Annotated in this window: 3 protein-coding genes; all 3 read left to right on the forward strand. The window is 67.9% G+C overall.

Going from position 1 to position 2,677, the window contains the following annotated elements:
• Positions 1-189: hypothetical protein (locus G6018_RS17170; protein ID WP_206685269.1), on the forward strand; the 189-nt coding region annotated here is incomplete at its 5' end.
• A 299-nt stretch (positions 190-488) separates the two neighbouring features.
• Entirely contained in the window at positions 489-1,655 is a 1,167-nt protein-coding gene (gene sucC / locus G6018_RS15105) for an ADP-forming succinate--CoA ligase subunit beta (protein WP_182615772.1), read from the forward strand.
• 21 nt (positions 1,656-1,676) lie between these two features.
• The gene (sucD, locus tag G6018_RS15110; RefSeq protein WP_182610770.1) at positions 1,677-2,579 is read left to right on the forward strand and encodes a succinate--CoA ligase subunit alpha; all 903 of its coding nucleotides are present in this window, start codon (positions 1,677-1,679) and stop codon (positions 2,577-2,579) included.
• Positions 2,580-2,677 lie beyond the last annotated feature (98 nt).

A 2,677-nucleotide genomic window follows, 5' to 3' on the forward strand; every position in this document is an offset into this window, starting at 1 on the left:
CGACACCGCGGCGCCGGCGGCGACGGCCAGGACGGCCGCGCGGCCGCGCAGGGCGTGCGGGGGAGCGGGGAGACGGTGACGTCCTCCGCCGTGTGCTCCGGAGGCGGGTACGACGACAGGAGTCGCTGGTGGTACGTGCTGCGACTCGTTCTTCACCGGTGGCGTTTCCCCTCTGAGGTCGTGCTGTGATCTTTCCGTGATCAAGACGTCCCCCAAAGTAACGGATCGGCAACGGTGCCGCAAGGTAACGGGCCGCCCGATGGGGAGGGGTGGATCACACCGGTGTGACTCCAGTGATTGAGGGGCTTGGAGTTGAGTGCCGTGTCGCGAGTGGTGGCGTGAGGGGCGTCGCGCACCCGGTGATCTGTGACCCGACACACACGTCTACCCCCAGGGTGCGACGGGCGACACACTGGCCGCTTAGGATGAGGGTTGACTCGGCTTTCAACAGGGCCGGGCGAATCTACCCACGTCAAGATGGTGAGCTGATGGATCTCTTTGAATACCAGGCAAAGGCTCTTTTCGCGAAGCATGACGTCCCCACCACCCCGGGGCGCGTCGCGGATACCGCGGAGGAGGCCGAGAAGGTCGCGGCCGAGATCGGCAAGCCTGTCGTCGTCAAGGCGCAGGTCAAGGTCGGGGGCCGTGGCAAGGCCGGCGGCGTGAAGCTGGCGGAGGACGCCACCGAAGCGCGCGCGCGGGCCGAGGACATCCTTGGCCTGGACATCAAGGGCCACATCGTCAAGAAGCTCCTCGTGGCCGAGGCCAGCGACATCGCGGAGGAGTACTACATCTCCTTCGTCCTCGATCGTTCCAACCGCAACTACCTCGCCATGTGTTCGGTCGAGGGCGGCGTGGAGATCGAGCAGGTCGCCGAGGAGTCCCCGGACCGCCTCGCGCGGATCAACATCGACCCCACGGTCGGTGTCGACGTGGCCAAGGCGCGCGAGATCGCGGCCGCCGGCCACCTCCCCGAGGAGGTGCTGGACGCGGCCGCCGTGACCATCGCCAAGCTGTACGAGGTGTTCGTCAACGAGGACGCCACCCTCGTCGAGGTCAACCCGCTCGTCCGCACCCCGAACGACGAGATCCTCGCGCTGGACGGCAAGGTCACCCTGGACGAGAACGCCGAGTTCCGTCACAAGGAGATGTTCGCGGACTTCGCCGACGCCGGCACCACGGATCCCCTCGAGCAGAAGGCCGCGGAGAACGACCTCAACTACGTCAAGCTCGACGGTCAGGTCGGCATCATCGGCAACGGCGCCGGGCTGGTCATGTCCACGCTCGACGTCGTCGCCTACGCCGGCGAGAACCACGGGGGCGTCAAGCCCGCCAACTTCCTCGACATCGGCGGCGGCGCCTCGGCCGAGGTCATGGCCAACGGGCTCGACGTGATCCTCGGCGACGAGCAGGTCAAGAGCGTCTTCGTCAACGTGTTCGGCGGCATCACCGCCTGTGACGCGGTGGCCAACGGCATCGTCAAGGCCCTGGAGATGCTGGGCGACGAGGCCAACAAGCCGCTGGTCGTCCGCCTGGACGGCAACAACGTCGAGGAGGGTCGCAAGATCCTCGCCGACGCCAATCACCCGCTCGTGACCCTGGCCGACAACATGGACTCCGGCGCCGACAAGGCCGCCGAGCTGGCCTCCAAGTAGGAAGAGTAGGAACAACCAGATATGTCGATCTTCCTCAACTCAGGCAGCAAGGTCATCGTCCAGGGCATCACCGGCGGCGAGGGCACCAAGCACACCGCCCGCATGCTCGCGGCCGGGACCCAGGTCGTCGGTGGCGTCAACGCCCGCAAGGCCGGCACCACCGTGGCCCACAAGGACGCCGACGGCAACGACGTCGAGCTCCCCGTGTTCGGCAGCGTCTCCGAGGCCATGGAGGCCACCGGTGCCGACGTGACGATCCTCTTCGTCCCGCCGCCGTTCACCAAGGACGCCATCATCGAGGCCATCGACGCGGAGATCCCGCTGGCCGTGGTCATCACCGAGGGCGCCCCGGTCCTGGACACCGCCGACGCGTGGAATTACAACGTGTCCAAGGGCAACAAGACCCGCATCATCGGCCCCAACTGCCCGGGCATCATCACGCCGGGCGAGTCGCTGGTCGGCATCACGCCGGCCAACATCGCCGGCAAGGGCCCGATCGGACTCGTGTCCAAGTCGGGCACCCTGACCTACCAGATGATGTACGAGCTGGCCGACTACGGCTTCTCGACCGCCATCGGTATCGGCGGCGACCCGATCATCGGCACCACGCACATCGACTGCATCGAGGCCTTCGAGAACGACCCGGAGACCAAGGTCATCGTGATGATCGGCGAGATCGGCGGCGACGCCGAGGAGCGCGCGGCCGACTACATCAAGGCCAACGTCACCAAGCCGGTCGTCGGCTACGTGGCGGGCTTCACGGCTCCCGAGGGCAAGACCATGGGCCACGCCGGCGCCATCGTGTCGGGCTCCGCGGGTACCGCGCAGGCCAAGCAGGACGCCCTCGAGGCCGCCGGTGTCAAGGTCGGCAAGACGCCGTCCGCGACCGCGGCGCTCGCCAAGGAGATCCTCGACGCGATGTGATCCGCCCGCGGCAGCCCTCCGGGCCGCCGCGAGTGAGCGTTCCCCGACCCCCGCCCATCCCCGGATGGCGGGGGTCGCGGCGTGCCGGGGGCGGGCGT

Origin of the sequence: Dietzia sp. DQ11-44, assembly GCF_014145205.1 — a bacterium.
Lineage (GTDB): Bacteria > Actinomycetota > Actinomycetes > Mycobacteriales > Mycobacteriaceae > Dietzia > Dietzia natronolimnaea.